Raw genomic sequence first — 25390 nt, 5'->3', positions numbered from 1 at the left:
CGTCAGTCCTTAACCGCTCCGCCGAGTCCGGAGACCAGGCGTCGCTGTACGAGTACGAAGAAGACCAGCACGGGCACGGTCATCACCGTCGAGGCTGCCATGATCCCGCCCCAGTCGTTCTCGTCGGGTGCCAACTACCCGGCTGCAAAAGGCCGGGCTGGGAGACGACACGAGCCTGGCTGCTGGGTGGCCATCTCGAACAGGCAGACCCGCGACATGCTCCTTCTTCCTTTCCCGGCAACGGCATTGGAGGTTTGCGACGCGCATGACGCTGGCCGTGAGGCTCGGCAGGGAGCGCTGCGTCCGGAGTGACGTTTCAGGGGGAGAAAACTTCATCCGGGAACCGTTCCTAGTCACCGAACAGGAGTGTGCCTTGAACCCATTCCTGTTCGCTGCGGACACCCCAAACGGTGTTGGATGTCCTGGTTGCCCGCGTTCTCGCCGCGTCCGGCGGCACGGATCGTGTCCGTGGTCCGGGGATGCGGGGGCGGGGTCCCTCACACCCTGGGGCACCTGGTGCGGCCTGGACGGTCCGATGCCTCACACGATCACTCCGGTCGTGTGAGGGCGGTGTCGTCCGACGCCGGATCGGGTGTCCGAGGGCGCGTCTCCCGATCGCGATACCGGCGGCATCGTGACGGGACATCTTCCGGCGGGGCGTGGTCAGCGGCTTCTGCCAGTGCTGACCACCCCACCGTGATGTGTAGGCCGGGTCGACCGCGATGATCGCCAGATCGTGTTCGGCGGCCATGGAGACCAGGCGGGCCTTGAGCTTGCCGGTGGGCAGGCCGGAGATCAACTGCCGGAAACCCTTCCTGCGGCCGTGCTTCTCCCGCGTCTTCTCCGCGCTGAAGTCCAGATCCTCGATCGCGATCGCGGTGACACCGGTTCGGCGGGCCCAGTGCAGGAGGCGGGTGAGGGCGTGGCGGACCTGCGCGTCACGATGTGCGGCCGTTCCGGACAGGTCGTACGGACAGCGGTGGGGTTCGCCGACCGGGTTGCCGTGCGTGTCGAGGCGGTAGGCGGCGAAGTGATCGGCGTTAGTGTCCACACCGATCGCACCCTCGGCCCTCGCTGCTTCCAGAGGGAGAGTCCGTACGACGGGTCGTTGCCAGGACGCAGTCAGGTACCAGCGCCCCCTGCCGGTGTCGTAGTGGATGCGGTAGGCGACAGCACGGTTCGCCTCAATACGGTCGGCCCACTCCACACCCCGGTGCGCGAACCCGACCCTGGGGGTGAGGGTGTAGCGGCCATGCGTGGTGTTGGCCAGGTGGGCCAACGGGGCGGGAAGTTTGATGCTGACCTGCCCTCCGGGGGTGATGCGGATCGTCTCGTTCCCGTACCGCTTCCCCGACTCCCCGTCCGCCGCCAGAAACCACCGCCCCGCCTCCCACCGCTGACGCCACTCCGCCTCCGTCAGCCCCGCCTCCGCGAGATGATGGCGGGTGTTCAACAGGCGCTTCCCACCGCGCACGACCCGGACCTGCCCCGTCCGCCAGTCCGCGACAGCAGCCGCAAGCCGGTCCTCCAAGCACTTCAGACGACGGGACTTCTGGAACCACTCACCCCTCGACCGATAGCCACCCGCCGCACGCTTCGTGCCCTTAGCCCCGATCGGCAACGACAGCCGGTGCCGAAGTGTCCTGATTCCCGCCTCAAGTGTGCGGATATGTGCGGCCAACGACCGCCGGGCCAGTGCCCACTGATCATGCGACGCCTTCGTGATAGCCCCCGCAATCCGCGACGATGAAGCTGTTGTCAGCCCTCGCTTTCGCGCAGCCCACGTTTCCGCACGGTGATCCAGGCCGTCCGCACACCGCACCTTCAGATCCCGCGACGCCAGCCCACCCTGATACGCGCCTACGGCCCGCAAAACCCGCTCGTCCTCAGCGGTGACGTGCTTGAGGCGGCCCCTCACCGCCACGCCGGACGGCCCGGGTACCACGAACGGCGCCGCCAACTCCCGCACCCCGTCCTCCCCCACACCGGCCCGCACCTGTCACCCAGGACAACGAGCACCCACCATCAAGGTCACCCATTCGACCCCAGAACTCACGTCCCGAGCCCACCACCGCACTCACTCCCAGATGCCGCCACCGTCCGCACCGAGCCCCTGCCGACCGACGGAGCAGCCCGTGCAACGGCACACGAAAAACCCCCGGGGCACGCGGATGCGCGCCCCGGGGGTCTCCCGGACCTTCAGCTGCGGGCCGTACCGGTGGCCGCTACTTCTTGTCCTTGTCGCCCTTGCCCTTGTCGCCGCCGGCGCCCATGGACTCGTAGATCTCCTTGCACATCGGGCAGACCGGGTACTTCTTGGGGTCGCGCCCCGGTACCCAGACCTTGCCGCACAGTGCGACCACGGGGGTGCCCTCCAGGGCGCTCGCCATGATCTTGTCCTTCTGGACGTAATGGGCGTAGCGCTCGTGGTCGCCGTCGCCGTTCGACACCTGTGGTGTCGGCTCCACGAGGGTTCCGGTACCTGCCCCGCGCTCGGGCTCAAGAGTGCTCATAACCGCCAAGCGTACTGAAGAACGGGACATCAGTTCAGCGAAGGGTCGTCCGGATACGTGGCGATCATGGCCAGTTCGCTGCGCTGCCGGCGCAGGACCGCACGCCACAGGCCCTCCGGGCGCGGCGAGGACACGTCACCGGGCTCCGATTCCACCACGTACCAGGCGCCCTCGGACAGCTCGCGCTCCAGCTGTCCCGGCCCCCAGCCCGCGTACCCCGCGAAGATCCGCAGCGAGCCCACGGCCGCCGCCAGCAGCTCGGGCGGCGCCTCCAGGTCCACCAGGCCGATCGCCCCGTACACCCGGCGCCAGCCGAGCGGGCCCTCACCGCCCGGGATCACCGCGACCCCGAGGGCGGAGTCCAGCGAGACCGGGCCGCCCTGGAAGACGACCTCCGGCTCACCGGTCAGCCCGGCCCAGGCCGCCAGGATGTCCACGACGCCCACCGGGGTCGGCCGGTTGAGGACCACGCCGAGGGAGCCCTCCTCGTCGTGGTCGAGGAGCAGCACGACCGCGCGGTCGAAGTTCGGGTCCGCCAGGGCGGGCGCGGCCACGAGCAGCCGCCCTGTGAGCGAGGACACCTCGGTCATGGCAGAAATGATCCCGCATCCCGGGCCGTGGCGGGGGCCAAGTGACACGGTCGTCGCGCTCGGTGCCCGAGCGCAGCTCAGGGCGCACGGGTGCACGAGGAGCGCACGGCCCGGCCGAGGATCCGGACGGTGACCCTCCGCAAGGCCCGCGCAGCAGAGCGTGTTGTGGCGGATTCATGACGTTCGTACACCACCCGTTCCCCTACGGAACGGGGGTGCGGGCCCATTACTCTTTCGTTTGGCCCCCTGCCCGACCACTCCGGAACGCGAGATTCATGACCGGCACAGACGATGTCCTGCTTGTCCACGGCGGAACCCCGCTGGAGGGCGAGATCCGCGTCCGAGGCGCCAAGAACCTGGTGCCCAAGGCGATGGTCGCCGCGCTGCTCGGCAGCGGGCCCAGCCGGCTGCGCAACGTGCCCGACATCCGCGACGTACGCGTGGTGCGCGGGCTGCTCCAGCTGCACGGGGTGACGGTCCGCCCCGGTGAGGAGCCGGGCGAGCTGGTCCTGGACCCCACGCACGTCGAGAGCGCCAACGTCGCCGACATCGACGCGCACGCGGGCTCCTCGCGCATCCCGATCCTGTTCTGCGGTCCGCTGCTGCACCGCCTGGGCCACGCGTTCATCCCGGGGCTCGGCGGCTGCGACATCGGCGGCCGGCCGATCGACTTCCACTTCGACGTGCTCCGCCAGTTCGGCGCGACGATCGAGAAGCGGGCGGACGGGCAGTACCTGGAGGCCCCGCAGCGGCTGCGCGGCACCAAGATCCGGCTGCCGTACCCCTCGGTGGGCTCCACCGAGCAGGTGCTGCTGACCGCGGTGCTCGCCGAGGGCGTCACGGAGCTGTCCAACGCGGCCGTGGAGCCGGAGATCGAGGACCTGATCTGCGTCCTGCAGAAAATGGGCGCGATCATCTCGATGGACACCGACCGGACCATCCGGATCACCGGCGTGGACCGCCTCGACGGCTACACCCACCGCGCCCTCCCGGACCGCCTGGAGGCCGCCTCCTGGGCGTCCGCCGCCCTGGCGACCGAGGGCAACATCTACGTCCGGGGCGCCCAGCAGCGCTCGATGATGACGTTCCTGAACACCTACCGCAAGGTGGGCGGCGCCTTCGAGATCGACGACGAGGGCATCCGCTTCTGGCACCCGGGCGGCGCGCTCAACGCCATCGCGCTGGAGACGGACGTGCACCCCGGCTTCCAGACGGACTGGCAGCAGCCGCTGGTCGTCGCGCTGACGCAGGCCGCGGGCCTCTCCATCGTCCACGAGACGGTGTACGAGTCCCGGCTCGGCTTCACCTCCGCGCTGAACCAGATGGGCGCGCACATCCAGCTCTACCGCGAGTGCCTGGGCGGCTCGGACTGCCGTTTCGGCCAGCGCAACTTCCTGCACTCCGCGGTCGTGTCGGGCCCCACGAAGCTCCAGGGCGCGGACCTGGTCATCCCGGACCTGCGCGGCGGCTTCTCGTACCTGATCGCCGCCCTCGCGGCCCAGGGCACCTCCCGGGTGCACGGCATCGACCTGATCAACCGGGGCTACGAGAACTTCATGGACAAGCTGGAGAAGCTGGGCGCGAAGGTGGAGCTGCCGGGCGGCTCGCTGGTCTGACCGCCCGAGCGGCCTGAGCGGCCGCTGACGGGCCGAATGCAGGAGGGCGGCCACCCCGGGTGGGGTGGCCGCCCTCCGTCGTGCCCAGGGGTCTTACTTGCCCTTGGCGGCTTCCTTGAGCTTGGAGCCCGCGGAGACCTTCACGCTGTAGCCGGCCGGGATGTTGATCGGGTCGCCGGTCTGCGGGTTACGAGCGGTGCGAGCGGCACGGTGGGTGCGCTCGAAGGTCAGGAAACCGGGGATGGTGACCTTCTCGTCGCCCTTGGCGACGACCTCACCGACGGTCTCGGCGAGAGCGGCCAGCACGGCGTCGGCGTCCTTGCGGGTCACCTCGGCACGGTCGGCCAGGGCGGCCACCAGCTCACTGCGGTTCATGTTGTTACTCCCGTGTTCTTCTTGCCTGTGAGGCGTGAGATCGAAGCCGATGCTGCCAGGGCCCTCGGACAGTCCCCGTACCCGGGTCCGCCCTTGAGAGGGTCCGGTAGACCTCGCGCCCTGTGGGGTCTCCCCTGGACGTAGTCCTTGAGGAAACATCCTGCCCCCACCTGCGGCGGGAAAGCCAATCCGGCACCCTCCGGGAGCCGCGCGAACAGCACCACTGCCTCGTCGTGGTGACGTCCCGTCGACTCCCCCAGAGCCCTCCGCAGCATTGCGGAGCTCTGCGGGACGCGTCGCCCGCCCACCCTAAAGGGGCGTTTGGGGCGCCGCGACCCGCGACGCGCCGGAGTCAGACGGACGTGGGCGCCGTCACAGTGGCTCCGGCGGCCCGCGCGGCGTCCCGGACGGCCCCGGCGACCGCTCCGGCGACCTTGTCGTTGAAGACCGACGGGATGATGTAGTTCGCGTTCACCTCGTCCTCGGCGACCACGTCGGCCAGGGCGCGCGCGGCGGCGAGCATCATGTCCGTGTTGACGGTGCGCGACTGGGCGTCGAGCAGGCCCCGGAAGACGCCGGGGAAGACCAGCACGTTGTTGATCTGGTTCGGGAAGTCCGAACGGCCGGTGGCCACGACGGCGGCGGTGCGGCGGGCGATCGCCGGGTCCACCTCGGGGTCCGGATTCGCGAGCGCGAACACGATGGCGCCGTCCGCCATGGCCGCCACGTCGTCCCCGTCGAGCACGTTGGGGGCGGAGACGCCGATGAAGACGTCGGCGCCGACCACGGCCTCCTTGAGGGTGCCGGTGATGTTCTCCGGGTTGGTGTTGTCGGCGATCCAGCACAGCGGCGAGTCCGGGTCGGCGGACCGCAGGTCCTCGCGGCCGGAGTGCACGACGCCGTGGATGTCGGCCACGACGGCGTGCTTGACGCCCGCGGCGATGAGGAGCTTCAGGATGGCCGTACCGGCCGCTCCGGCGCCGGACATGACCACCCGCACGTCCCCGATGGCCTTGCCCACCACGCGCAGCGCGTTGGTCAGCGAGGCCAGCACGACGATCGCCGTGCCGTGCTGGTCGTCGTGGAAGACGGGGATGTCCAGGGCCTCGCGCAGCCGGGCCTCGATCTCGAAGCAGCGCGGCGCGGAGATGTCCTCCAGGTTGATCCCGGCGAAGCCGGGCGCGATGGCCTTGACGATCTCGACGATGGCGTCGGTGTCCTGGGTGTCCAGGCAGATCGGCCACGCGTCGATGCCGGCGAAGCGCTTGAAGAGGGCCGCCTTGCCCTCCATGACGGGCAGCGCGGCCTTGGGGCCGATGTTGCCGAGGCCGAGCACCGCCGAGCCGTCCGTCACGACTGCGACGGAGTTGCGCTTGATGGTGAGGCGGCGGGCGTCCTCGGGATTCTCGGCGATCGCCATGCAGACCCGGGCCACGCCGGGGGTGTAGATCATCGAGAGGTCGTCACGGTTGCGGATGGGGTGCTTGGACGCCATCTCGATCTTGCCGCCGAGGTGCATGAGGAACGTACGGTCGGAGACCTTGCCGAGCACGACGCCCTCGATACCGCGCAGTCCCTCGACGATCTCGTCGGCGTGCGCGGTGGAGGAGGCGGCGATCGTGACGTCGATCCGCAGCTTCTCGTGGCCGGAAGCGGTCACGTCGAGGCCGGTGACCGAACCGCCGGAGGACTCCACGGCCGTGGTGAGCTGGGAGACCGCGGTGCCGCTCGCGGGCACCTCCAGCCTGACCGTCATCGAGTACGAGACGCTGGGCGCCGTTGCCATGGCCGAGTCCTTCGCTTTCCTTAGCTTCATTGCTATGCGCGTCCGAAGCCCGAGCAGGCCCGGCAGCGGACACGCCTTCCGATATTCGCACCTACCGACGAGTAGCCGTTAATGACTGTCGCAGCGCGGAAACTGTTTTCCACCATACGAGAGAGTGCGGCGCAGCGGAACCCCTCCCCGGGAACGTCCCGGGTACGCGAAGAGGCCCGCGCCACCGGGAGGTGACGCGGGCCTCTTCTTACGTTGACGACACCGGCCCGCCATGCTCGCCTCGCGGCAAGTGGTCGCTCGAAGCGACTAAGGTTGGGCCCGGGGGCTTGGATCGAGCCGGTGTCACCCCCAGGCTAACAAATCACCTGGAAAAGCGATTCCCGCAGCGCGGGTTGACCGGAATCGGCCCCCACGCGCCCCCTCTCCCGGCCCCTCTCAGTCCCTGAGCAGGTCCGGCACCCCGTCCTCGTCCGGCAGGTCCCGCTCCCCCGAGACCACCGTCAGCTGCTGGGTCGCCCGGGTCAGCGCCACGTACAGCACGCGCAGCCCGGCCGGGGACTCGTCCGCGATCTCGGCCGGCGAGACCACCACCGTCGCGTCGTACTCCAGCCCCTTGGCCTCCAGGCTGCCGAGCGCCACCACCCGGTCGCCCAGCTCCGCCAGCCACTCACGGGCCTGGGCGCGCCGGTTCATCGCCACGACGACGCCGACCGTGCCGTCCACCTCGGCGAGCAGCCGCCGGGCCTCCTCGCGCACGGTCCCGGCCAGGTCGTCGCCGCGCACGGTCTCGAAGCGCGGGACCACGCCCGTCGAGCGGACGGCTGCCGGGGACTCCATGCCGGGCATGGCGAGGGCCAGCACCTTCGCGGCCAGCTCGGCGATCTCCGCCGGATTGCGGTAGTTGACGGTCAGCGTGAAATTCCGGCGCGGGCGGCTGCCCAGCGCCTCGTCACGGGCGGCCGCCGCCTCGTCCGGGTCGGACCAGGAGGACTGCGCCGGGTCCCCGACGATCGTCCAGGTGGCGTGCCGGCCGCGCCGGCCGACCATCCGCCACTGCATGGGCGTGAGGTCCTGCGCCTCGTCCACGATGACGTGGGCGTACTCGGTGCGCTCGGCGGCGAGCCGTTCGGCGCGCTCCCACTGGGTCTCCTCGCGGCGGGGCATCAGCTCCTCCAGACCGGTGAGCTGGTCCAGCGGGTCCGCCTCGCGCTTGCGCTTGGGCCGGCTCGGGGTGCCGAGCAGCGTGTGCAGCTCGTCCAGGAGCGCCACGTCGTGCACGGAGAGCGGCCCCTGTCCGGCGGCGTCCAGGCGCTTGAGGGAGCGCGCGAGCCGGCGCACCTCGCCCTGGTTGAGCGTGCGCCGGGCCCACCGGGCGAGCCGCTTCTCGTCGGCCATCGCGGCGAGCACCCCGCGCGGGGTCAGCTCGGGCCACCAGGCGTTCAGGAACTCGATGAACGGGGTCTCCGTGGACACGTCCTCGTCGAAGGAGGTACGCAGCTCCGCCGCCAGCTCCGGGTCGGTGTAGCGCCCCCGGCCGGAGGAGCGGTTCCACAGCGCGTCGAGCAGCAGCCGGCGGGCGCGCGGGCGCAGCAGGTTGACCGGGGCGGTCCCGCCGAGGACGTTGTTGCGGATGCGCCGCAGCTCGTCCTCCTGGAGCTCGACCCGGGCACCGAAGGCGACCACGCGCAGCCGGGTCGGCGTGCCGGCGGGCTGCGGGGCCTCCTCGGCCTCACCGAACTCCAGCTGCCCGCCGGCGGGGGCGGTCCGGGGCGCGGGCTGTTCCAGCGCGCCGCGCGCCGCCTTGCGCAGGACCGGGAGCATCCGCGAGGAGCCCTTGATCCGGGCGACGGCCGGTTCGTCGTAGGCGGTGGCGCCCTCGGGTCCCGCCGCGTCGTCGGAGAGGGAGCCGACCGCGCGGATCGCGACCTGGCCCTCCTCGCCGAGCGAGGGCAGCACGCCCTCGGTGTAGGCCACCAGCAGGGGCGTCGGCGAGACGATGAGGATGCCGCCCGCGTACCGCCGCCGGTCCTGGTAGAGCAGGTACGCGGCGCGGTGCAGGGCGACCGCGGTCTTGCCGGTGCCGGGGCCGCCGGAGACCTCGGTGACGGAGGCGGCGGGGGCCCGGATGACGAGGTCCTGCTCGGCCTGGATGGACGAGACGATGTCCCGCATGGTGTGGCTGCGGGCCTGTCCGAGCGCGGCCATCAGGGCGCCGTCGCCGACGACCGGGAGCGTCTCGCCGTCCAGGTACGCGGTCAGCTCGGGGCGCATCAGGTCGTCCTCGACGCCGAGGACCCGGCGGCCCTTGGAGCGGATGACGCGGCGGCGGACCACCCGGCCCGGCTCCTTGGGCGTGGAGCGGTAGAACGGGGCCGCGGCCGGGGCCCGCCAGTCGATGACGAGCGGCGCGTAGTCGGAGTCGAGGACCCCGATGCGGCCGATGTGCAGCGTCTCGGCGATGTCGGCGGTGTCGTCCTCGCGCACGACGTCGTCGGCGGGCTCGACGGAGGTGTACGCGCCGTCGGGGCCGCGTTCGCCGTCCTTGCCGAGCAGGAGGTCGATCCTCCCGAAGAGGAAGTCCTCGAACTCGCTGTTCAGCCGGTTGAGGTGGATTCCGGCGCGGAACACCTGGGCGTCGCGCTCGGCGAGCGCCCCCGGTGTCCCGACCTGGCCGCGTTTCACGGCGTCGTCCATGAGAAATTCCGCCTCGTGGATCTTCTCCTCAAGGCGGTGGTACACCCGGTCGAGATGTTCCTGCTCGACACCGATTTCCCGGTCCCGCAACGAATCGACAGCGGCATCCTGCGCGGCCACCGAGGCCCCCTTCTGACGTGCATTGGGCAGCCGTCAACCCTATGCGACGGGGGCCCTTCGCGCACCTGCCGGGGGCCTGTCGAACCGCCCTCGTACGATGAGCGGGTGAACGCCCACGCGCGCGATGCCCGTCTGTCGTCCGGTTCCCTGGTACTGCGGCCCTGGCGGCCGGGCGATCTGGGCGTGCTCCTCGACGCCTACCGCGACCCCGCCGTGCAGGCCGGATCGCGGGCGCCGGTGGCGGACGAGGAGGCGGCCGCGCACTGGCTGCGGGCCCAGGAGGAGGGCCGGGCGAGCGGGCTGCGGCACAGCTTCGCGGTGGTGGACACGGAGCTCGGGGCGGGCCCGGTGGGCAATGTCGCCCTTTCGTTCCCGGAGCCCGGCGCGCCCTCGGCGGAGGTGGGCTACTGGACGGTCGCGCCCGTCCGGGGCCGGGGCATCGCGCCGCGCGCCCTGGAAGCGCTGTCCGGCTGGGCGTCCGAGACGTTCGCCGGGGCCGGGCTCGTACGCCTCGAACTGCTGCACCAGGTGGACAACGCGGCCTCGTGCCGGGTCGCGGAGAAGGCCGGGTACGCGCTCGCGGAGGTGCTGCCCCCGGCCCCGCCGTGGCCGCGCGAGGGCCACCGCCACACGCGCGCTCTCTAGACCACGCCGGTCGCCGGGTTGTCGTGCAGGATGCGGTGGAAGAGGCGGTGGTCGCGCCACTCGCCGTCGATGTGCACATAGCGCGGGGCGACCGCGAACTCCTCGAATCCGCACTTGGCGAGGACCCGTTGGGACGCGGTGTTGTGCAGGACCGTGCCCGCCTCGATCCGGTGCAGCCGCAGTTCGTCGCGGGCCAGCTCGCAGATCCGGCGCACGGCGGCCGTCGCCAGGCCCCGGCCCGCGCACTCCACGTCCACCCAGTAGCCGAGGACGGCGCTCTGGAAGGAGCCGAACACGATGGCGTTGAGGTTGAATCCGCCGACCACCCGGTCCTCGGAGTCGCTCAGCACCCAGGGCATCACGCGCCCCGCCTCCCGCTCCGCGAGCAGCCCGGCCAGCCGCTCGCGCTGCCCCTCCTCGGTGTAGAAGGACTCGGGGCGCGCGGGCTCCCAAGGCTTCATGTACGTACGGCTGCGGGTCAGCGCCTCGGCGCGGGAAGCGGCGTCGGACAGCCTGGCGGGGCGCAGCCATATGCCCGCGTCGAGCGGGTGGGCGTCGTCGATCATGCCCGCACGCTATCCGGCCGGTCAGGCCCCGGCGTACTTGGCGTCCGCAGCCGGGTCCAGCGCCAGCCGGTATCCGCGCTTGACGACGGTCTGGATCAGCCGGGGCACCCCGAGCGCGGTGCGGAGCCGGGCCATGGCGGTCTCGACCGCGTGCTCGTCGGTGCCGCTGCCGGGCAGGGCGCGCAGCAGGTCGGCGCGCGAGACCACCCAGCCGGGGCGCCGGGCCAGGGTGTGCAGCAGGGCCATCCCGGCGGGCGGGACCGCGCGCAGCTCCTCGTCCACCAGGACGGCGTGGCCCCGGATCTCGACGCGGTGTCCGGCGATGGGCAGCGTACGGGCGCGGGCGGGCAGTTCGCGGCAGATCAGCTGGACGAGCGGGCCGAGCCGGAAGCGCTCCGGCTGGACGGTGTCGATCCCGCGCGCCTGCAACGGCACGGCGGTGACCGGTCCGACGCAGGCCGGCACGATGTCGCCGCGCAGCGCCGTGACGACCTCGGCGAGCAGTCCGCGTTCCTCGGCGCGGCCGAGCAGTGAGGCCGCCGCCGGGGCGCTGGTGAAGGTCAGCGCGTCCAGGGCGCGGGCGGCGGTGAGGTCGAGGAGCCGGTCCAGCGGCGCGATGTCCTCCGGCGGCATCCAGCGGTAGACGGGGACGCCGACCACCTCGGCGCCGGCCTCGCGCAGCGCCTCCACGAAGCCGGGGAGGGGTTCGCCGTGCAGCTGGAGCGCGACGCGGCGGCCGCGTACGCCCTCCTCCAGAAGCCGTTCCAGGACCTCGGCCATGGATTCGGAGGCGGGGGACCACGCCTCGGTCAGCCCGGCGGCGCGGACCGCGCCCTTCACCTTGGGGCCGCGCGCCAGGAGTTCGACCCCGCGCAGGGTGTCCAGGAGGCGGTCGCCGATGCCCCAGCCGTCGGCCGCCTCGATCCAGCCCCGGAAGCCGATCGCGGTGGTGGCGACGACCACGTCGGGCTTGTCGGCGACCAGTTGCCGGGTGGCGGCGAGCAGTTCGCCGTCGTCGGCGAGCGGCACGATCCGCAGGGCCGGCGCGTGCACCACGGTGGCGCCCCGGCGCCGCAGCAGCGTGCCGAGCTCCTCCGCCCGGCGTGCGGCGGTGACTCCGACCGTGAAGCCCGCGAGGGGCCCGTGCCGCGCGTCGCCGTGCTGTCGGTCGTCGTGTTGTCCGTCGTGCATGAGGTCTACCCGGCTCTCGTCCCGCTGCTGCTCGATGGTGCGGAGGTCCGAGCCTGCCAACGCCGCGTGACAGGCCCGGTTCAGCTGTATTTCCCGCTCGTTACGTCGCCCGGCACCGCCCGTCCATCATCACACCCCGGCATGGCCGAGCAGGGGCTTCGCCGGTACGGCCGCGGCGCGGCGAAGGTATACCGACCAGGTGAGCGCCGAGCACACCGCGTAGAAGGCGAGGAAGGCCCAGAAGGCGGCCGTGCCCGCGCCGGAGGTCTGGAAGGACTGCCGGAAGGCGAGGTTGATGGCGAGCCCGCCGAGCGCGCCCACCGCGCCGATCAGCCCCATCGCGGCGCCGGAGATCCGCCGCCCCCGGGCCGCGGCCTCCTCGCCGCGCAGCCCCTGGGCGATGGCCCGGGCGTGGAAGATGCCCGGGATCATCTTGTACGTCGACCCGTTGCCGAGCCCGGACAGCGCGAACAGGGCGGTGAAGCCGACGAGGAACACGCTCAGCGAGGCGATCCGGGATGCGTATACGACGACGCCGGTCGCGGCGGCCATGGCGGCGAAGTTGACGAGGGTGATGCGCGCCCCGCCGTACCGGTCGGCGAGCCAGCCGCCGGCCGGCCGGATCAGCGAGCCGAGGAGCGGGCCGATGAAGGTGAGCGAGGCCGCCTGGAGCGGGGTCCGTCCGAACTGGGTCTGGAGGACGAGCCCGAAGGCGAAGCTGTAGCCGATGAAGGAGCCGAAGGTGCCGATGTAGAGGACCGCCATGATCCAGGTGTGCCGGTCGCGCACCGCCTCCTTCGCGGCCCCGGTGTCGTTGCGCACGGGCGCCAGGTTGTCCATGTAGCGCGCGGCGCATCCGGCGGCGAGCAGGATCAGCGGGATGTACGCGGCGAGCACGATCCTGGGGTGCGTGGCCCCGGCCGTCCCGATGACCAGGAGGCCGGCGAGCTGCACGACGGGCACGCCGATGTTGCCGCCGCCCGCGTTGAGCCCGAGCGCCCAGCCCTTCTTGCGCATCGGGAAGAAGGCGTTGATGTTCGTCATGGACGAGGCGAAGTTGCCGCCGCCGATGCCGGTCAGCGCGGACACCGCGAGGAAGGTGCCGTACGAGGTGCCCGGCTCCATCACGACGAGGGCGGCGATCGTCGGCACGAGCAGGGTGAGCGCGCTGAAGACCGTCCAGTTCCGGCCACCGAAGCGGGCGACCGCGAAGGTGTACGGCACCCTGACGACGGCCCCGACCAGGGTGGCGGTGGAGATCAGGAAGAACTTGTCGGCCGGGTCGATCCCGTACTCGGGCCCCATGAAGAGCACCATCACCGACCACAGGGTCCAGATGGAGAAGCCGATGTGCTCGGAGAGGACGGAGAACCAGAGGTTGCGGCGGGCGACGCGCTCGCCGGTGTCCCGCCAGAAGGTCTCGTCCTCCGGGTCCCACTGCTCGATCCAACGGCCTGCCATCACGCGCCTCCACGGGTGGTCGGGGTGTTGTCCCGAACCTAGGAAGCGCGCGTTTCGGCGCCGTGCCGCGAGGTGACCTGTGGGCAACCTTGCTCTCACCGGGCGAGGGGCCGCCCGGTGAGCGCACGGTCATGTACGGGCGCGGGCGGCGCCGTTGGGCCAGAGCCTCGGGCGGCGCTTGGCGGCGAGGTCCTCGACCCAGCCGACGGCGAGGATCGCCAGCCCGATCAGCGGCCAGACGATGATCAGCGCCAGGGCGTTGTTCGCGCGGTCGATGTACGTGCCGAGGTGGTCGCCGACCCAGGGCACGTCCCAGAGCAGGTCGATGATCGGGAAGGTGGCCATCAGCAGCATGTTGTGCCACAGGTAGATGGTCACCGCCCGGTTGTTGGCGAGGGTGACCAGGCTGTCCCACCCGGCCAGCCGGCCCGGCAGCTCCCGCCAGGAGGGGGCGTACTGGAGCAGGATCATGCAGAACCCGAGCGACCAGGTGGCCTGGGCGAGCGGGATCTCGTCCAGGTTCCAGCCCTCCTCCGTGAGGTGGTGGGCGCCCCACCACAGCGCGAAGGCCATCAGCATCGCGGCCAGCGACACGGCGAGGTAGCGCGGGACGGTCTTCAGCAGCCCGTCGTGGTGGGCGAAGCCGAGGATCCAGCAGGAGCCGAACACCGCGAAGTCCACCAGGCCCTCACCGGCCGTGCCGGGCACGGTGACCAGTCCGGTGCCGATGACGGCGGTGAGCCCGATCGGGGCGAGCAGGGTGACCCAGGGCAGCTTCCGGAACGCCTTGAGCAGCAGCGGGGAGGCCAGCACGAACCACAGGTAGGCGCGGATGTACCAGAGCGGCCCGATGCCCTGCTCGGCCCAGGAGGTTTCCAGCCAGCCGCCCTCGGAGCCGTTCTCCCAGGGGAAGGGCGGGGTGCCGATCGGCAGGATGTAGCAGCCCAGCTTGAGGAACCACCAGACGCCCTCCTCGCGCACCGGCTTCCAGCCGAGCGCGAAGACCACGGGCACGACGACGGCGCAGAACGCCCACATGGGCGGCAGCAGCCTGCGGACGCGGCCCCGGATCACGCTCCACGCGGGCCGGGCCAGCGACCGGGCCATCAGCGATCCGGCCAGGGCGAACATGACGCCCATGGACGGGAACACGACGGTCAGCCAGGCCCAGCCGAAGAGGTGGAAGACGACGACCCGGACGAGCGCGACGGCCCGCAGCAGGTCGAGATAGCGGTCCCGGCCGGCCTTGGCCGGGGCGGGCGCGGCGGTGGCGGCCGGCCCGGGCGGGGGCACGGGGGTGGGCAGCACCACCCGCAGCGCCATGGTCTGTTCGTTGCCCTGCGGCGGGTGCGGGGACGCAGGAGGCCCGCTCGGATAGGTCATGCGACGGGCCTCCGGTCCTGGGTGCGCGCCCGCGGGGACGGCATCGCACCGGGCGCCTCGACGACCCCGGTACGGCGCAGCTTCTGCCAGCGCAGCCGGCCGCCGGTGAGAGCGGTGATCCAGGACTGGAGCAGCACCACGTACATGAGCTGCCGGTACAGGACCTGCTGGAGGGGCAGCGAGAGCAGATGGGTCATGCGCTCCCGGTCGAGCCGGAAGGCGTACGCGGCACAGACCAGCTGCACCGCGAGGACGCCGAGCCACGCGCCGACGGTCTTCTCGGTGGGCCCGAACACGAGCCCGTACAGCAGGAAGACGTCGATGAGCGGGGCGAGCAGCGGGGCGACGACCATGAACAGCGACACGAACGGGAGTCCGACGCGGCCGAACCGGCCCGAGGGGCCGCGCTCGATGACCGCCTTGCGGTGCTTCCAGATCGCCTGCATGGTGCCGTACGACCACCGGTAGCGCTGCGACCAGAGCTGCTGCACGGTCTCCGGCGCCTCGGTCCAGGCGCGGGCGTTCTCCGCGTAGACGACGCGCCAGCCGTCCCGGTGGAGGGCCATCGTGACGTCGGTGTCCTCGGCGAGGGTGTCCTCGCTGATGCCGCCGACCCGCTCCAGCGCCTGGCGCCGGAAGGCCCCGACCGCGCCGGGGATGGTGGGCATGCAGCGCAGCACGTCGTACATGCGGCGGTCGAGGTTGAAGCCCATCACGTACTCGATGTGCTGCCAGGCGCCGATCAGCGAGTCGCGGTTGCCGACCTTGGCGTTGCCGGCGACGGCCCCGACGCGCGGGTCGCCGAAGGGCTGCACCAGCTCGCGGACGGTGGTCGGTTCGAAGACCGTGTCGCCGTCCATCATCACGATGATGTCGTTGCGGGCGTGCGCGATGCCGTTGTTCAGGGCGGCGGGCTTGCCCGCGTTGCGCTGGCGGACCACCCGGACGTTGGGCAGCCGCATCCGCTGGACGATGTCCGCGGTGCCGTCCGTGGAGCCGTCGTCGATCACGATGACTTCGACCGGATAGTCACTTGCCAGGAGCGAACGCACCGTGTTCGCGATGCACTTCTTCTCGTTGTACGCGGGCACCAGGACGGTCACCGTGCGGGTGACGGGTTCGCCCCAGCGGAAGCCGCGTCCGCGGACCCGGCGCGCGTGGACGAAGGAGAGCAGCAGCATCAGCCCGAAGCGGGCGAAGACCAGCACCCCGATCACGGCGAGCCCGGCCACCATCACATCGGTGATGTGCTCCGAGACGCCCACCGCCCAGACGAACGCCTTGCCCTTCCACAGGTCGAAACCGGTGACCGGGGTGTGCGCGCTGGGTGCGCCGAGCGCGTCGGTGAGGTTGTCGAACGTGTACCCCTGCTTCTGCATCTTCGGCAGGAACTTCCCCAGGGCGGTGACGGTCTGGGACCGGTTCCCCCCGGAGTCGTGCATGAGGATGATCGCGCCCTTGCCGTGCCTGGGCGTGGCCCGCTCGATGATCGCCCGGACGCCCGGCCGCTTCCAGTCCTCGCTGTCCGTGTTGTTGACGACGGTGAGGTAGCCGCGGCTGCCGATGTACTGCGTGACCGGCCAGGACTTGTTGTCCATGGCGTCGGCGAACGAGGAGTAGGGCGGCCGGAAGAGCGAGGTGCGGATGCCCGCCGCACCGGCCAGCACCAGCTGGTTCTGGGAGAGCTCCCAGTCGATGCGGCTGGTGGACTGGTAGGAGAGATCGGGGTGGTTGAAGGTGTGCAGCCCGACCTCGTGCCCCTCCCTGACCATGCGCTCGACCAGGTCCGGATAGCGCGAGGCCATGGTGCCGGTGACGAAGAAGACGCCGTGGGCGCCGTACTCCTTCAGCTCGTCGAGCACCTTCGGCGTCCACTCCGGGTCCGGGCCATCGTCGAAGGTCAGCACGATCCGGTGGTCCGGGATGCGCAGGGTCTTCGCGGGCTCGGTGGTGGAGCGGGCGTCGATGACCGGTCCGCCGTCCAGCACCTGGTCGGGCACCCGGTCGGTCGCGACGGGGGGCCGGATGCGGTGGTCGGCCAGGATTTCGCTGTGCACGTAGCCACGCAGCATCAGCATGGCGAGCAGGGCAACGAGAAACAGGAGCGGCAGCATGTAGCGCATGGGAAGTCTGCGCCGGCGGGTCTGCTTCTTCCTGTGGGAGTTGCGCCTGCCCCGGGGGGCAGGGGTGGTCATCTAGTTGGCGCCTTCTTGTTCTTGCGCGGGGTCCGGGGACCCGCCGGTGGGAAGTCCGGCGTCCGGGGCCGTCGATTTGTTCCCGGTGGTGTCCGTGACCTGCTGTTCCTGACCGGTCAGCGGGAGTACGGGGGCGGCGGAGTTGCCGCCGAGCATGGCGACGACCAGGGTCGTCGCGTAACAGACGAAGACCGCTGCCAGGACCCAGCCGAGGCGGCGCAGCGTCTTGCCGCGCCGACCGCTCTCGTCCACGAAGACGGGGCCGTCGGAGTCGTCCGGAGCGGATGGCTCCGGTAGCAGCTCGGAGAGCTGCCGTCCGATTCCGTCCAGCTGGATGGTGACTTCGTTCGGCTCGTGTGTGTGCCCCGCATGGGCACCTTCACGCCAAGTTTCCACTGTTGTACGCACTTCCCCCACTCAGGATCGGGTGCGCGCAACTGACCGGTTGTGTGCCGCCGGACGGGCCCCCACCCTGTCCACGCGCCCCCTACCACAGTGCACCCGGTCCATGAATGTAGCGCACGCCCGGCCTCCCGGCACACCCGGACGCAGAAACGACGAGGACCCCGCTGCCGGATGGCAGCGGGGTCCTCGCCCACATGGGAATTTGTGGAGATGGCGGGAATCGAACCCGCGTCCAACGGTGCGGAACCAGGGCTTCTCCGAGTGCAGTCCGCTACGCTTTTCTCGGCCTCGGAGGTCACGCGGACAAGCCTCCGACAGGCCCAGTCACTGTTTGATTTCCTTCTGAGACCCGTGACCGGACTCAGAAGTTTAGATCCCTGAATGATGCCAGGATCCGGGTCGGGATCACCCCCGGGCTGACACTCCGCAGAGTCTTCGCTTAGCTGCTAATTAGGCAGCGAGGGCGAAGGCGGAGGAATCGCGCTTGGAATTGGCGATTATTGGTTGCGACATATGGTTTACGAGATCATTGCCGCTTCCTCGACTCGCTTCCCCTGCTTCGACATCCGCTGTCGAAACCGATCATCCCCATGTTGTTTTTTCAAGGTGGTGCCACACCCTCCGTGGGGTGTGCTGCCATCGTACGTGACCAACGCACGACGATGCCAGCGTATTCCTGCCGGAGGGGCCGGCGGCGGATGCCGGGTCCCGGATCAGGCGCTCCGCTGACGGCGGCGGGCCGCCGAGATGGCGCGGTTCGTCTCCCTGGTGTCCTGCTTCTCGCGCAGCGTCTGGCGCTTGTCGTACTCCTTCTTGCCCTTCGCGAGCGCGATCTCGGCCTTGACCCGGCCGTTCAGGAAGTACAGCGAGAGCGGCACGATGGTGTGGCCGGTCTCCTGCGACTTCGACTCCAGCTTGTCGATCTCGGCCCGGTGCATCAGCAGCTTGCGCTTGCGCTTGGCGGAGTGGTTGGTCCAGGTGCCCTGGACGTACTCCGGGACGTGGATGTTGTGCAGCCACGCCTCGCCGCCGTCGATCTGGACGAAGCCGTCGACCAGGGACGCCCGGCCCATACGGAGCGATTTGACCTCGGTCCCCATGAGCACGAGCCCGCACTCGTAGGTGTCGAGGATGGTGTAGTCGTGGCGCGCCTTCTTGTTCTGCGCGATGAGCTTGCGCCCGGTGTCCTTTTCCTTAGCCATAGTGCGGCCATTTTCGCACTACGACCCACCCCCGAGGCCACTCAATACCGTCTCGGCCCGCTCCTGGGCCTGGGAGCTCACCGCGAGGTCCGGTGTGATGCCCTTGCCGTCGACCCCGTGGCCCGCCGGTGTCCGGTAGTGGCCGACGGTCAGCTCGGCCACGGAGCCCCCCGCCAGCTTGCTCGGCATCTGCACGGAGCCCTTGCCGAAGGTCCGCGAGCCGACCGTGACCGCCCGGCCCCGGTCCTGGAGCGCCCCCGTCACCAGCTCGGCCGCGCTCATCGTCCCCCCGTCGACCAGCACGACGACGGGGCGCTCGGTGTCGCCGCCCGACCGCGCGTACAGGGCGCGCTGCTCTCCGTGCACGTCGTACGTGGCCACCAGGCCGCCGTCCAGGAAGGCGGAGGCCGCGGTGACCGCCTCGGTGACCAGTCCGCCCGGGTTGCCCCGCAGGTCCAGCAGCACCCCGGCGCCCGCGGGCGCGTCCCGGACCGCGTCGCGCACGGCGGCCCCGGAGCCCTTGGTGAACGAGGCGACCGCGATGCGCACCGCCCCGGACGGAGCCGAGCGCTGCGCCCCTACCCGGCGCACGGTCACCGACTCGACCGTGAGCCGGGCCCGGCTCAGCGTCTCGGTCCGGGTGGCGGCGCCCCGGCGGACGCCGAGGCTGACCGTGCTCCCGGCCTTCGCGCCGGTGCGGTCGCCGCGCAGCAGGGACACCACGTCGGAGACGGGCAGCCGGTCGACGCGGCGGCCGTCCACGGTGCGGAGCAGGTCGCCGGAGCGGATGCCCGCCCGGTCGGCGGGGCTGCCGGGCTGGACGCGGGCGACGGCGACCTGGCCGTCGGCGGAGCGCCGGGCGGCGAGGCCGACCCCGGTGTACGTGCCGCCGAGGGCGTCCTCGAACTCCTGGTACTCGCGCTGGTCGTAGACCGCGCCCCAGCGGTCGCCGCTGCGGCTGACGACCTCCTCGGCCGCCTCCGTACCGGACTTGCCGTCGGCGACCGCGTCGGCCGCGGCCTCCGCGACCTCGTCGCGGTCGGCGGTGGCGGCGACGGACCGGGGGTGCACCGGGGGCTCGTGCGCCTGGCCGTGGGGCAGCGCGCCGGTCGCGGCCCCGGTGGCGAGGACGCCGGCGAAGACCAGCGTCAGGGCAGCCCCGCGGCGCAGACCGCGGGGCCCGACGCGACAATCCGGGTCCGACATGGCGCCGATTCTAGGACAACGGCCCACAGGCGCACGGGACGTTGGGCGTGCACCTCACGGGGCACACATCACACCTTCAGGTACTTGCGCAGGGCGAAGAGAGCGGCAACGGCGGGCATCAGCAGGCCGATCGCCAGCACCAGCGGCAGCTTGGTGAGGACCGCGTCCCAGCCGATGAAGTCGATCAGATTCAGCTTGTCCTGGAGCGCCAGACCGCCGTCGATCAGGAAGTAGCGCCCGGCCAGCAGCATGACGCAGGCCAGCACACCGCCGATCAGACCGGCGAAGGCGGCCTCCATGATGAACGGGGCCTGGATATAGAAACCGGAGGCGCCGACGAGCCGCATGATGCCGGTCTCCCGGCGCCGGCTGAACGCCGAGACGCGCACGGTGTTGACGATCAGCATCAGCGCGATGACGAGCATCAGCGCCATCACGAACAGCGCGGCGACGTTCATGCCGTTCATCAGTCCGAAGAGGTTGTCCAGAATGCTTCTCTGGTCCTGGACCGACTGGATCCCGTCCCGCCCGGCGAAGGCGGTGGCGACCACCTTGTACTTGGTGGGGTCCTTGAGCTTGACCCGGAAGGACTCCGGCATCTGGTCCGGCGTGATGTTGCCGGCCATCGGGGAGTCGCCGAACTCGTCCTGGTAGTGCTTGTACGCCTGGTCGCTGGACTCGTAGATGACCTTCTCCACGACGTCCATCTTGTTGAGATCGCTCTTGATCTCGTCCTTCTGCTGCTGGGTGACCGCACCCTTGGCGCACTGGACCACCGTCTCCGCGTCGCCCTTGCCGCAGAGGTAGATGGAGACGTTGACCTTGTCGTACCAGTAGTCCTTCATCGTGCTGACCTGCTCGCGCATGAGCAGCGCGCCGCCGAACAGGGCGAGCGAGAGGGCGACGGAGACGACGACGGCGAAGGTCATCGTGAGGTTGCGACGGAGGCCGACGCCGATCTCCGACAGGACGAACTGGGCGCGCATGGCGTCCTTTCAGTGCTGGGTGCTCAGTGCTGGTAGCCGTAGACGCCGCGCGCCTGGTCGCGTACGAGACGGCCCTTGTCCAGCTCGATGACGCGTTTGCGCATCTGGTCGACGATGTTCTGGTCGTGGGTCGCCATGATCACGGTGGTGCCGGTCCGGTTGATCCGGTCCAGCAGCTTCATGATGCCGACGGAGGTCTGCGGGTCGAGGTTGCCGGTCGGCTCGTCCGCGATCAGCAGCATGGGCCGGTTGACGAAGGCCCGGGCGATCGCCACGCGCTGCTGCTCACCACCGGACAGCTCGCCGGGCATCCGGTCCTCCTTGCCGCCGAGTCCGACGAGGTCGAGGACCTGCGGCACCGCCTTGCGGATCTCGCCGCGCGGCTTGCCGATCACTTCCTGGGCGAACGCCACGTTCTGCGCGACGGTCTTGTTGGGCAGCAGCCGGAAGTCCTGGAAGACGGTGCCCAGCTGGCGGCGCATGTGCGGCACCTTCCAGTTGGACATGCGCGCCAGGTCCTTGCCCAGGACGTGGACGGCGCCCGTGCTGGCTCGCTCCTCGCGCAGGATGAGCCGCATGAAGGTGGACTTGCCGGAGCCGGACGAGCCGACCAGGAAGACGAACTCGCCCTTCTCGATGTCGAGCGACACATCCCGGAGAGCGGGACGGCTCTGCTTCGGGTAGGTCTTGGAGACGTTGTCGAATCGGATCACGGATGCACCACGGTCGGCCGGGAGTAGGTGAGCGTGACCATACGCGAACCGGGCTGAGCCGTGCAGGCACGCATACCGGGATGGGTGATTTACGGTGAAACGGCCCCGATTCCGGGGCGGCACGGCGGGGAAGGGCCCCGGGTGTGACGGCGGGGCGGGCCGATCGGGCCGCGAGCTGGCAGAGTGGTAGGGGAACGGTTGCGTTTCCGTGAGCGTTGTGCGGAGAGATGGCTTGTGCGGCTCCGCCGCGCGGGAGGAGGAAAGCGCATGACCTACGACCGACTGGTGTGCGCGAACTGCGCGGCGCCCGTCACCGAGGGTCGCTGCCCCGTGTGCCGGGCGAGCCGCGAGCGGATGCGGGAGCAGGAGCACGGGCCGTTCGCCGGGATCAGCCCAGCGACGCTGGCCGTGCTCCTCGTGGTGCTCCTGGCCGCCCTGGCCCTGCTGGCCCACCAGACCGTGTAGCGCGCCCCCTAGGCGGCCGTACGGTTGCGCGCGCGGCCCGGCAGGACGCGGAAGCCGATGCCGCCGGCGATCATCGTCGCGGCGCCGACCAGCAGGAACGCGGTCCCGCCCGCGCCGGTCTCGGCGAGTTCGTCCTTGCCCTTGCTCTGTTCCACGGGCTGATTGCCGACCGAGTCGGTGTCCGTGTTGCCGCCGCCGCCCGAGACCCCGATCTGCCCCACGCCGCTGCCCGTATCGCTCGGCCCCTTGTCCGGGTCCGCCGACCGCGTCGGCGCCTTCGTGGGGGTGGCCGAGGGCTTCGGGGGCGTCGAGGGCGGGTCCTCCGGGGTCGTGGGCGGGTCGCTCGGCTCCGCCGGGCCGGTCGGCGGGACCGAAGGGTGCGGCGGGGTGGCCGAAGGCTCCGGCGGCTCGCAGCGCGGGTCGAGCGGGCTGCACGGGTCGCCGTCGTCGCCCGGGTCCTCGGCCCCCGGCTCGGCGGTGGGCCGCACGCCGGTCTCCACGCCCGCGACGTCGACGCCGATACCAACGGCCTCTGCCGCGCCCGCGGCGGTCAGCGAGGCGCCTGCGGCGATCACCGCACCCGCCGCCGTCCGCGCGACGCGGATGCGCGTCTTCTTCGTCATGTACCGCTACCCCCTGGAGCCGTTCTCGTCAGGCTGCCCCAGCACCCTCGCCGGGGGTGCCGGGAACGTCAAGGACGTTCCGGGCCAATGCGCCTTGCCACAGGGGGAGTTGCGGCGATTCTCGGACTACTTCTCGTTCTGCTTGCGCCAGCGGATGCCGGCCTCGATGAAGCCGTCGATCTCGCCGTTGAAGACCGCTTCCGGGTTGCCCATCTCGAACTCCGTACGCAGGTCCTTGACCATCTGGTACGGGTGCAGGACGTAGGAGCGCATCTGGTTGCCCCAGGAGTTGCCGCCGTCGCCCTTGAGGGCGTTCATCTTGGCCTGCTCCTCCTGGCGGCGGCGCTCAAGGAGCTTCGCCTGGAGCACGTTCATCGCGGACGCCTTGTTCTGGATCTGCGAGCGCTCGTTCTGGCAGGAGACGACGATGCCGGTCGGCAGGTGGGTCAGGCGCACCGCGGAGTCCGTGGTGTTGACGCCCTGGCCGCCGGGGCCGGAGGAGCGGTACACGTCGACGCGCAGGTCGGACTCGTCGATCTCGACGTGGTCCGTCTGCTCGACCACGGGCAGCACCTCGACGCCCGCGAAGGAGGTCTGGCGGCGGCCCTGGTTGTCGAAGGGCGAGACGCGCACGAGACGGTGGGTGCCCTGCTCGACGGAGAGCGTGCCGTAGGCGTACGGCACCTCGACGGCGAAGGTGGTCGACTTGATGCCGGCCTCTTCGGCGTACGCCGTCTCGTAGACCTCGGTCTTGTAGTTGTGCCGCTCGGCCCAGCGCAGGTACATCCGCTGGAGCCGCTCGGCGAAGTCCGCCGCGTCGACGCCGCCGGCCTCGGCGCGGATGGTGACCAGCGCCTCCCGGGCGTCGTACTCGCCGGAGAGGAGGGTGCGGACCTCCATCTCGTCCAGCGCCTTGCGGACGGACTCCAGCTCGGTCTCCGCCTCGGCGAGCGCGTCGGCGTCGCCCTCGTCCTCGGCGAGCTCGAAGAGGACTTCGAGGTCGTCGATCCGGCCGCGCAGGCCCTCGGCCTTGCGGACCTCGGCCTGGAGGTGCGAAAGCTTGCTGGTGATCTTCTGCGCCGCCTCCGGGTCGTCCCACAGGGACGGGGCGGCCGCCTGCTCCTCGAGCACGGCGATGTCCCCCCTCAGCGCATCCAGGTCAAGGACGGCCTCGATCGACCCCATGGTCGAGGAGAGGGACTTCAGCTCTTCGGAAATATCGACGACTGCCACGGGTCCAGCGTAACGGCTGTCGGCGCGTACGTTCCTCGGGCTGCCGGATCACCGCTCGCTAGGGCTGTGCGGGGGCCGAGTTCCGGGTGTCCTGGGGGCCCGGGTCCGCCTCGTCGCCGCCCAGGGCGAGCCAGCCGGCCGCGCCGATCCCGGCGACCAGGACGAGGGCCGCGGCCCCCAGGGTCAGCCGGCGCTTGCGGACGGCCGCCGCCTTGTTGCGGGCCGAGCCGGGGCGGGGCCGGCCGGGGGCGCGCGGGGCGCGGGCGGTGCCGCGGGGGCCGCCGGACAGCTCGTCGGGGCCCGGGACGCGCATGCTCGTGTGGGTGTCGCGGTTGGAGTCCGGGGTGGAGCCGGGCACCAGCGGGACCGCGCCGCGCCTGCGGGGCTCGTCGCCGGCCGGGGTGTACTGCTGCTCGTCGTAGCCCTGCGGGGCCTCCGGCTCCTCGTCCGGCTCGTCCACGTCCAGGGGCGGGATACCGGCCAGGTGAGGCAGCTGCTCGCGCAGCCGGGCGGCCAGCTCCGAGGCGCGCAGCCGGGAGGCGGGGGCCTTGGCCAGGCACTGGACGAGCAGCTGCCACAGCTCGTCGGGGATGCCGGGGAGCGGGACGACGGTCTCCGTGACATGGCGGCGCAGGACCGCGCCGGGGTGGCCGCCGCCGAACGGCGTGAAGCCCGCGAGGAGCTCGTACAACACGGTGGCCAGGGCATAGATGTCGACGGCGGCGCGCGGCGGCAGGCCCTCGACGATCTCGGGGGCCAGATAGTCCGGGGTGCCGATGATCTTGGTGGTACGGGTCCGGCGCGGGGTGTCGATGAGCTTGGCGACGCCGAAGTCGGTGAGCAGCGCGGGGTGCGCGTTGCCGGGACCGAGCGGCCCCTCCATGTCCAGCAGGATGTTCTCGGGCTTGACGTCGCGGTGGACGATCCCGGCCGCGTGCGCGGCGGCCAGGCCGTCGGCGACGTCCGCGACGACGGCGACGGCGGCCTCGGGTGCCAGCCGGCGTTCGCGGTCGAGCCGGGTGCGCAGATCGGTGCCCCGGACCAGGTCCATGACGAGGGCGAGGTCGTTGCCGTCCACCACGAGGTCGCGGACGGCGACGACGTGCGGATGGTCCAGGCCGAGGAGCGCGGTGCGCTCCTGGACGAACCGGCCGACGAGCTCCTGGTCTGACGCCAGGTCCTCGCGGAGCAGTTTGATGGCCACGGGGCCCTCGGGGCCGTCCCCGAGCCACACCGTGCCGGCGCTGCCGCGCCCCAGTATCTGGTGGGCGGTGTACCGGCTGCCGATTTTCCGTGCCAAGACTGCTCCCTCAGCGGCTGGCGATGGACCCCAACAACCCCCGGTCGACAAAGTTACGCGGCGATCGGGGGCCCGCGTGCCGTGGTTGGCGCCAACCTTCGCTTCTGCGGGCGAATTGCCTCGGAATTGGT

22 protein-coding genes, 1 other RNA gene and 1 pseudogene are annotated in these 25390 nt (G+C 71.1%); 3 read left to right on the top strand and 21 right to left on the bottom strand.

Annotation, left to right across the window (positions count from 1 at the left end):
* Positions 1-2: 2 nt before the first annotated feature.
* From ACIQZN_RS05225 to ACIQZN_RS05210, 4 genes and pseudogenes are all read right to left on the bottom strand, one after another.
* A pseudogene (locus ACIQZN_RS05225) lies at positions 3-128 on the bottom strand (carbohydrate ABC transporter permease); the annotation flags it as partial.
* Between the two features lie 221 nt (positions 129-349).
* Positions 350-1969, bottom strand: coding sequence for an IS200/IS605 family accessory protein TnpB-related protein (locus ACIQZN_RS05220; RefSeq protein ID WP_403988551.1), 1620 nt, complete (start codon positions 1967-1969; stop codon positions 350-352).
* A 256-nt stretch (positions 1970-2225) separates the two neighbouring features.
* Positions 2226-2513, bottom strand: coding sequence for a DUF3039 domain-containing protein (locus ACIQZN_RS05215; RefSeq protein WP_161211408.1), 288 nt, complete (start codon positions 2511-2513; stop codon positions 2226-2228).
* 29 nt (positions 2514-2542) lie between these two features.
* Positions 2543-3103, bottom strand: a complete 561-nt coding sequence (locus ACIQZN_RS05210) for a YqgE/AlgH family protein (RefSeq protein ID WP_018100784.1) — start codon at positions 3101-3103, stop codon at positions 2543-2545.
* 275 nt (positions 3104-3378) lie between these two features.
* Between ACIQZN_RS05210 and murA the strand changes: the two genes are divergently transcribed.
* Positions 3379-4719: a UDP-N-acetylglucosamine 1-carboxyvinyltransferase gene (gene murA, locus ACIQZN_RS05205; protein WP_018100785.1), complete on the top strand. Its 1341-nt coding sequence runs from the start codon at positions 3379-3381 to the stop codon at positions 4717-4719.
* Between the two features lie 93 nt (positions 4720-4812).
* On the opposite strand, the gene ACIQZN_RS05200 is transcribed toward murA, so the two are convergent.
* The 3 genes from ACIQZN_RS05200 to ACIQZN_RS05190 all read right to left on the bottom strand — a co-directional run bounded on the left by ACIQZN_RS05200 (position 4813) and on the right by ACIQZN_RS05190 (position 9685).
* Positions 4813-5094, bottom strand: a complete 282-nt coding sequence (locus ACIQZN_RS05200) for an HU family DNA-binding protein (protein ID WP_017237029.1) — start codon at positions 5092-5094, stop codon at positions 4813-4815.
* 352 nt (positions 5095-5446) lie between these two features.
* Positions 5447-6880 carry an NAD-dependent malic enzyme gene (locus tag ACIQZN_RS05195; protein ID WP_383299383.1) on the bottom strand — a complete coding sequence of 478 codons (1434 nt, stop codon included), beginning with the start codon at positions 6878-6880 and terminating at the stop codon, positions 5447-5449.
* Positions 6881-7306: 426 nt separating this feature from the next.
* Positions 7307-9685 (bottom strand): HelD family protein, encoded by a 2379-nt coding sequence (locus ACIQZN_RS05190; RefSeq protein WP_403988548.1) that lies wholly within the window; start codon positions 9683-9685, stop codon positions 7307-7309.
* Between the two features lie 105 nt (positions 9686-9790).
* Between ACIQZN_RS05190 and ACIQZN_RS05185 the strand changes: the two genes are divergently transcribed.
* Positions 9791-10330 (top strand): GNAT family N-acetyltransferase, encoded by a 540-nt coding sequence (locus ACIQZN_RS05185; protein WP_403988546.1) that lies wholly within the window; start codon positions 9791-9793, stop codon positions 10328-10330.
* Here ACIQZN_RS05185 and ACIQZN_RS05180 read toward each other — a convergent pair.
* The 11 genes from ACIQZN_RS05180 to ftsE all read right to left on the bottom strand — a co-directional run bounded on the left by ACIQZN_RS05180 (position 10327) and on the right by ftsE (position 21638).
* Positions 10327-10896: a GNAT family N-acetyltransferase gene (locus ACIQZN_RS05180; protein WP_403988544.1), complete on the bottom strand. Its 570-nt coding sequence runs from the start codon at positions 10894-10896 to the stop codon at positions 10327-10329. The two genes, ACIQZN_RS05185 and ACIQZN_RS05180, sit on opposite strands and share 4 nt — an antisense overlap.
* 21 nt (positions 10897-10917) lie before the next feature.
* On the bottom strand, positions 10918-12087 hold the full coding sequence (locus tag ACIQZN_RS05175; protein WP_403989147.1) for a uroporphyrinogen-III synthase: 1170 nt from the start codon (positions 12085-12087) through the stop codon (positions 10918-10920).
* 129 nt (positions 12088-12216) lie between these two features.
* The gene (locus tag ACIQZN_RS05170) at positions 12217-13548 is read right to left on the bottom strand and encodes a nitrate/nitrite transporter (protein ID WP_403988542.1); all 1332 of its coding nucleotides are present in this window, start codon (positions 13546-13548) and stop codon (positions 12217-12219) included.
* A gap of 129 nt (positions 13549-13677) precedes the next feature.
* Positions 13678-14931 carry an acyltransferase gene (locus tag ACIQZN_RS05165; RefSeq protein ID WP_403988540.1) on the bottom strand — a complete coding sequence of 418 codons (1254 nt, stop codon included), beginning with the start codon at positions 14929-14931 and terminating at the stop codon, positions 13678-13680.
* Entirely contained in the window at positions 14928-17126 is a 2199-nt protein-coding gene (locus tag ACIQZN_RS05160; protein ID WP_403988538.1) for a glycosyltransferase, read from the bottom strand. Before ACIQZN_RS05160 ends, ACIQZN_RS05165 begins: the two co-directional genes overlap by 4 nt.
* Positions 17127-17522: a hypothetical protein gene (locus tag ACIQZN_RS05155; protein WP_403988536.1), complete on the bottom strand. Its 396-nt coding sequence runs from the start codon at positions 17520-17522 to the stop codon at positions 17127-17129.
* A 211-nt stretch (positions 17523-17733) separates the two neighbouring features.
* Positions 17734-18121: a transfer-messenger RNA gene (ssrA, locus tag ACIQZN_RS05150) on the bottom strand.
* A 123-nt stretch (positions 18122-18244) separates the two neighbouring features.
* Positions 18245-18733 (bottom strand): SsrA-binding protein SmpB, encoded by a 489-nt coding sequence (gene smpB / locus ACIQZN_RS05145; protein ID WP_403988534.1) that lies wholly within the window; start codon positions 18731-18733, stop codon positions 18245-18247.
* 18 nt (positions 18734-18751) lie between these two features.
* Positions 18752-19939 (bottom strand): S41 family peptidase, encoded by a 1188-nt coding sequence (locus ACIQZN_RS05140; RefSeq protein WP_403988532.1) that lies wholly within the window; start codon positions 19937-19939, stop codon positions 18752-18754.
* A gap of 68 nt (positions 19940-20007) precedes the next feature.
* Positions 20008-20925 (bottom strand): permease-like cell division protein FtsX, encoded by a 918-nt coding sequence (ftsX, locus tag ACIQZN_RS05135; RefSeq protein ID WP_403988530.1) that lies wholly within the window; start codon positions 20923-20925, stop codon positions 20008-20010.
* Between the two features lie 23 nt (positions 20926-20948).
* Positions 20949-21638: a cell division ATP-binding protein FtsE gene (ftsE, locus tag ACIQZN_RS05130; protein WP_161211420.1), complete on the bottom strand. Its 690-nt coding sequence runs from the start codon at positions 21636-21638 to the stop codon at positions 20949-20951.
* A 267-nt stretch (positions 21639-21905) separates the two neighbouring features.
* Between ftsE and ACIQZN_RS05125 the strand changes: the two genes are divergently transcribed.
* Positions 21906-22103, top strand: a complete 198-nt coding sequence (locus ACIQZN_RS05125) for a hypothetical protein (protein WP_403988528.1) — start codon at positions 21906-21908, stop codon at positions 22101-22103.
* Positions 22104-22111: 8 nt separating this feature from the next.
* On the opposite strand, the gene ACIQZN_RS05120 is transcribed toward ACIQZN_RS05125, so the two are convergent.
* From ACIQZN_RS05120 to ACIQZN_RS05110, 3 genes are all read right to left on the bottom strand, one after another.
* Positions 22112-22726: a hypothetical protein gene (locus ACIQZN_RS05120; RefSeq protein ID WP_403988526.1), complete on the bottom strand. Its 615-nt coding sequence runs from the start codon at positions 22724-22726 to the stop codon at positions 22112-22114.
* Positions 22727-22852: 126 nt separating this feature from the next.
* Positions 22853-23959, bottom strand: coding sequence for a peptide chain release factor 2 (gene prfB / locus ACIQZN_RS05115; RefSeq protein ID WP_403988524.1), 1107 nt, complete (start codon positions 23957-23959; stop codon positions 22853-22855).
* Between the two features lie 58 nt (positions 23960-24017).
* Positions 24018-25259 (bottom strand): protein kinase, encoded by a 1242-nt coding sequence (locus tag ACIQZN_RS05110; protein WP_403988522.1) that lies wholly within the window; start codon positions 25257-25259, stop codon positions 24018-24020.
* Positions 25260-25390: the final 131 nt, after the last annotated feature.

Origin of the sequence: Streptomyces sp. NPDC097595 (assembly GCF_044761525.1) — a bacterium.
Taxonomy (GTDB): domain Bacteria; phylum Actinomycetota; class Actinomycetes; order Streptomycetales; family Streptomycetaceae; genus Streptomyces; species Streptomyces drozdowiczii_A.
This window is presented reverse-complemented; position numbering and strand designations above follow the sequence as displayed.

Coding starts and splice junctions, on each gene's coding strand:
- ACIQZN_RS05175 (WP_403989147.1), bottom strand. CDS start 12,087: ATGCACGACGGACAACACGACGACCGACAGCACGGCGACGCGCGGCAC.
- ACIQZN_RS05215 (WP_161211408.1), bottom strand. CDS start 2,513: ATGAGCACTCTTGAGCCCGAGCGCGGGGCAGGTACCGGAACCCTCGTG.
- ACIQZN_RS05140 (WP_403988532.1), bottom strand. CDS start 19,939: ATGTCGGACCCGGATTGTCGCGTCGGGCCCCGCGGTCTGCGCCGCGGG.
- ACIQZN_RS05160 (WP_403988538.1), bottom strand. CDS start 17,126: ATGACCACCCCTGCCCCCCGGGGCAGGCGCAACTCCCACAGGAAGAAG.
- ftsX (WP_403988530.1), bottom strand. CDS start 20,925: ATGCGCGCCCAGTTCGTCCTGTCGGAGATCGGCGTCGGCCTCCGTCGC.
- ACIQZN_RS05170 (WP_403988542.1), bottom strand. CDS start 13,548: ATGGCAGGCCGTTGGATCGAGCAGTGGGACCCGGAGGACGAGACCTTC.
- murA (WP_018100785.1), top strand. CDS start 3,379: ATGACCGGCACAGACGATGTCCTGCTTGTCCACGGCGGAACCCCGCTG.
- ACIQZN_RS05165 (WP_403988540.1), bottom strand. CDS start 14,931: ATGACCTATCCGAGCGGGCCTCCTGCGTCCCCGCACCCGCCGCAGGGC.
- ACIQZN_RS05195 (WP_383299383.1), bottom strand. CDS start 6,880: ATGGCAACGGCGCCCAGCGTCTCGTACTCGATGACGGTCAGGCTGGAG.
- ACIQZN_RS05210 (WP_018100784.1), bottom strand. CDS start 3,103: ATGACCGAGGTGTCCTCGCTCACAGGGCGGCTGCTCGTGGCCGCGCCC.
- smpB (WP_403988534.1), bottom strand. CDS start 18,733: ATGGCTAAGGAAAAGGACACCGGGCGCAAGCTCATCGCGCAGAACAAG.
- ACIQZN_RS05180 (WP_403988544.1), bottom strand. CDS start 10,896: ATGATCGACGACGCCCACCCGCTCGACGCGGGCATATGGCTGCGCCCC.
- ACIQZN_RS05125 (WP_403988528.1), top strand. CDS start 21,906: ATGACCTACGACCGACTGGTGTGCGCGAACTGCGCGGCGCCCGTCACC.
- ACIQZN_RS05200 (WP_017237029.1), bottom strand. CDS start 5,094: ATGAACCGCAGTGAGCTGGTGGCCGCCCTGGCCGACCGTGCCGAGGTG.
- ACIQZN_RS05120 (WP_403988526.1), bottom strand. CDS start 22,726: ATGACGAAGAAGACGCGCATCCGCGTCGCGCGGACGGCGGCGGGTGCG.